Below are 4,301 nucleotides of genomic sequence, written 5' to 3'. Positions count from 1 at the left end.
ATGCACGAGAGGCGGCTTTGGGGGCTACCTCTTGCTGGCGGGGCAGGCTTTACCCTTGAAGGCGGCCCCCCCAAAGCCGCGCCCAAGCCCCTCCACCCAGCGCCAGGGTGGGAGGCCGTTGACCGGTTTTTCCGCGTCCCCGTCCCGGCATGCCCGGGACGGGGGGCATCACCGCCAGGTGCCGGGAAGGCCGCTCAGGGACTCCTCCAGGCGCCGCCAGCCCTCGCCGCGGAGGAGTTCTTCCAGCTTCCCGCCCCGCTCCACGCTCCCCAGGACCCCTCCGAAGACGGGCTCCCGCCAAAAAGCTCCCGTGTCAAAGGACTGCTTGTAAAGGCGGAAGGTCTCCCCGGTGGCGGGGTCGCGGGCGTAGGTCTGGTCCGAGAGGAGGTTGGTCCAGGAGCGGCTCATCCAGGAGTTGAACTCCTCCGCATCCTTGTTCATCTGGAGGACCATCCGGGTGAGCTCGCTGCTCGCCCGTCTGCTTCTTTCCGCCTCCAGGGCGGCCCAGCGGGGGTTCAGGGCGAGGCCCAGGAAGACCCCGGCCAGGACCCCTTGCTCCCGGGCCAGGGCCTCCTTGGGGCCGTGCACCAAGGCGAGCTCCAGGTAGAGGGTGCAGTGGGCGGAGGAGGCGGCGAAGGAAGGCTGGTATCGGAAGAATCCCCGGGCCTCCACCACGGCCTGCCGCCCCACGTTTCCTTGGCGGGCGCGGAGGTCCAGGCTCTGCCGCCAGCTCTGGTACTGGTCCCCGGACCTTCCCATGACCATGAGCATCTGCTGGTCCATGAGCCTCTCGTAGGCCTCCCGCGTCTCTTCCAGGTACCGGGCCACCCGGCTCCTCCCCCGGAGGGGGTTGGCACGCTCCACCTCCCAGGGGCTCCCGGCCTCCAGGGCCCAAAGGCCCTGGGCGAAGAGGGCGGGAAGCTCCTCGGGGCCCCGGGCGCAGAGGAAGCCCGGCACCTGCCCCGCCCGGCCGTTCCAGAGGAGGATGGTGTTGGGACTCCCTCCGAAGGGCGTGGCGATGGCCATGGCCTCCAGTAAGACCGCGTCCCGCCGGAGGACCACCCCGCCCTTGGCGAGCTGGAAGACGGGGCAGCGCTGGGTTTCGTCTAAGCCCACCACGCTCCCCGCCAAGGTGTACCCCTGGGGCACGGGGACGGCTAGGGCGGGAACCCCAAGCCCGGGGTCCAGGACCGCCTCCACCCGGTAGGGCACCCGCTCCTTGGGCCCCAAAAACTCCAAGGAGCGGAGGAGGCCCAAGACCTCCTTCCTGCCGTCCGGGGAGAGGTCCTGGGGCAGGTAGGCGCTCACGGCGAGGAGGCTCTTAGGACCTGGGAGGAGGAGGTGGGCCGCCTCGTAGCGGAGCCCGGAAAGGGCGGCCTGGGCCTCGGGCGCCATGGCGAAGAGGGCCAGTTCCCCCATGGCCCTCTGGGTGAGGAAAAGGGGGTAGCCCAGGCCCCGGGCGAGGAGCATGAGCCCTCCCGAGGCGGCCTTGAAGTGGAAGGTGGCCTGCCCTCCCCCAAGGCGCCTCGCCTCCTCCAGGAGGGGCTTCGCCGCCTCCCTGGGGCTTTTTAAGGGCATGCCCCGCACCAGGACCACGCTCTCCAGGTCGGTGAAGAGGAGGCCTCCCTCGGCGAAGACGAGACTCCACCCCTCGGGCAGGTCCGCGGCGAAGCCGTGGAGCCGGTCCACCACCCACTCGGCTCCCGCGTTCAAAGCCAAAAGGAACGCCCCAAGAACCGCTATCCGCCTCATGCGCTTCCCTCCTCCGCAAGCTTCTGGAACTCCGGGTCCAGGGGGTTGTACCGCCCCCCGCCTCCCCTGAGGCGCACCAGGTCGTGGGGGAAGACGAGAAGCCACCAGAGGGCGAGGCCGAAGCCCAGGGCGAAGAGGGCGAGCCCCAGGCCCTCGGCCAAGGAGAAGAGGGCAAGCCCCACCCCCAAGAGGGCCAGGGCCCCGTAGATCTTGAGGAAGTGGCGCCGGTAGAGGCCCTGGGCCCAGCGGTGGACCCCCTCCGCCTCCCGGGGCGGGTGGAGGGCCCCGAGGAACCAGACCCGGCCCCGCTGGGCCAGGAGGTAGTCCACAAGGCCCTCCACCTCCCGCCAGTCCACCCCTAGCTGGGCGAGGACCTCGTCCCACCCGGGAAGCCCCAGGGGGAGGGGAAGCCTCTCCCCGCCGAAGTCCAGGAGGAGCCTGCCCCAAAGGGGGTCCAGGGCCACGCCCTCCAGGGCCTCCTTGGGGTAGAGCCTTCCCCCGTACCGCACCCCCTCGAGCTCCAGGGTAAGGGCATAGGCCGTGCGGCGGAGGTGAAGGGCGAAGGCCAAGACGAGAAGCCCCCCCACAAGCAGGGCCAAGGGCTCCCGGGCCTTAAACCCAAAGGCAAGGAGAAGAAGCCCCAAAAGAAGCGCCCACCAAAGCCGCCAACGCACCCCCGCCGGAAAAGCGAGCTCCCGCATTTGGCCCCCTAATCAAAGCCGATCCAGGACGCGAAGGCCCGAAGGCTTTCCTCAAACAAATCCAGAAAGGCTTTTATGGCCCCGTCGGTCACCCCGCCCGAGAGGTCCAGGTCCCATTCCAGGACCGGGTCCCCGTCCTTGTCCAGGTAGGCCCGGGAGAAGCGCTTCTCCCGGTTCCAGGCGTTGATGCGCTCCAGGCTGGGGGGCTTCTTCATGGAGAAGCCCGCGTAGAGCTGGAGGCTCGAGCACACCTCCTTCTCGCAGTCCATGAGCAGAAGAAGGGCCCGAAGCCCCGCAAGCCGCAGGCGGAAGTAGACCTCCCCGCCCTCTTCCACCCGCTCGTAGCGGTAGGAGGCCGCCTTGAGGAGGGCCTCCGCCTCCTTGGGGGTGATCCCCGTCCGCACCCCCTGGGCCAGGACGGGAAGCAGAAGAGGAATCAAGAACAGGGCGAAGCGCATCACCGCACCTCCTTAAGGGTGTAGCGCACACAGGGGTTGGCCTTCTTGGTAAGGTCACATTGAACGTAGTAGGCGAGCCACCCGTCCTTTCGGTAGGCGAACTCCAGGCGTATCTCCTCGTCCTGGTAGCGGTAGACCACGAGATCTCCCCGGTTTTCCCGGGAAAACCTCAGGCCCCCTATCTCCTCCCGCCCGGTGTGCCATACCGGGGGCAGGAGGACCTCCTCCTCCTCTTGGAGGCCGAGTCCGTCCAGAAGGTAGGTTTCCTTCTCCTCCCCGTCGGCGCCCGCCACCACCTCCGTTACCTCCCACCGCCCCGGCCCTTTGGGCACGATGCGGTAGCGGAGGCCGCCCAGGGCCACGGCGAAGCGGGTGCCGTCCCCCACCTCTTTCCCATACCGGAGCTCCACCGGGCGGTCAGCAGGGGGGGTAAAGGCGGGACGGGGCCGCTGGTTCCCCTTGTCCCCCGAGGGCGGCTGGGGCGAAGGGAAAGGTTGCGGCGAGAACGAGCCGCTGCCGCCCCTATCCTCTCCTGGCACCGGAGGAAAGGGGGGAGGGGTTGGCTGTGGGAAGGGAGAGAAGGGTTGGGGCGAAGGGAAGGGTTGCGGGGCCTGCGCCCCCACGAGCTCCACCTGGCTTAGAAGCGCTTGGTAAACCCCCTGCACCTGGGGAAAGGCCTGGGCTGGGGCAGTGAGCTGTAGGCCGTAGGCCCGGCCCCGCTCCACGGTGTACACGGCCACGTCCACGTAGCTTTGGCCCAGAAAAGTGATCTGGCTGTAAACGCCAAGGGCGGGCCTACCCCCAAGGTTCAGGCCGGAAAGGGGCTGGCGGCTGAGCTGTATTCCTTGCATCTGCAGTTGCTGGTCCATCTGCGCCAGGCGCTGGAGGTTGTACTGGTGAAAGGACTGGAGATCCCCCTGAAAGGGGTGGGAAATGGCGTAGAGCTCGGCCCTCAAAGTGGGGTGGAAGAAGGCCACGACCATCCCGCCCTCATAGGGCATCTCCTCCATCTTCTGGAACCCCGCTGGGACGGGAAAGCGCATCCCCAGCGCCGGATTCTGGTACAGCTCCCGCGGCACAACCGAGGGCCCGGGCCCAATCTGCCCCGGAAGGGGGCCGAACTGGGCCAGGACGACCGCCATAAACCACATAGCTGCTCCACCTATTCTCTTCACGGACCACCTCCTCGAGGGCGCGGATCCAGGCCACCTTCATCGGTCCTCTCCTCCTTGAACGTCCGCCCAAGCGAAGGGGTTGGAGCCAATCTCCCACCCTCTACCTCTCAGGGTGGTCCGGGGCACTTAAAGATTCCTTAACTCCAAGCTTGCGCCCTTTTACCTGTGGCGATGAGGCGGGCCTTTGCTATACCTATCAGCAAAATTGCGATGCA

General features: G+C 67.8%; 4 protein-coding genes. All 4 read right to left on the bottom strand.

The window, feature by feature from the left end:
- Positions 1–168 precede the first annotated feature (168 nt).
- The 4 genes from ABJK26_RS06225 to ABJK26_RS06210 are packed head-to-tail and all read right to left on the bottom strand — an operon-like array spanning position 169 to position 4,053.
- Positions 169–1,752 (bottom strand): hypothetical protein, encoded by a 1,584-nt coding sequence (locus ABJK26_RS06225; RefSeq protein WP_347241415.1) that lies wholly within the window; start codon positions 1,750–1,752, stop codon positions 169–171.
- The gene (locus tag ABJK26_RS06220; RefSeq protein WP_347241414.1) at positions 1,749–2,453 is read right to left on the bottom strand and encodes a hypothetical protein; all 705 of its coding nucleotides are present in this window, start codon (positions 2,451–2,453) and stop codon (positions 1,749–1,751) included. The genes ABJK26_RS06225 and ABJK26_RS06220 overlap by 4 nt, the downstream gene beginning before the upstream one ends.
- Before the next feature lie 8 nt (positions 2,454–2,461).
- Entirely contained in the window at positions 2,462–2,911 is a 450-nt protein-coding gene (locus ABJK26_RS06215) for a YbjN domain-containing protein (protein WP_347241413.1), read from the bottom strand.
- Positions 2,911–4,053: a hypothetical protein gene (locus tag ABJK26_RS06210; RefSeq protein WP_347241412.1), complete on the bottom strand. Its 1,143-nt coding sequence runs from the start codon at positions 4,051–4,053 to the stop codon at positions 2,911–2,913. Before ABJK26_RS06210 ends, ABJK26_RS06215 begins: the two co-directional genes overlap by 1 nt.
- Positions 4,054–4,301 lie beyond the last annotated feature (248 nt).

Origin of the sequence: Thermus sp., assembly GCF_039793865.1 — a bacterium.
Classification (GTDB): domain Bacteria; phylum Deinococcota; class Deinococci; order Deinococcales; family Thermaceae; genus Thermus.
Note: the sequence above shows the minus strand (reverse complement) of the source record. Positions and strands in the feature narration are given on the sequence as shown.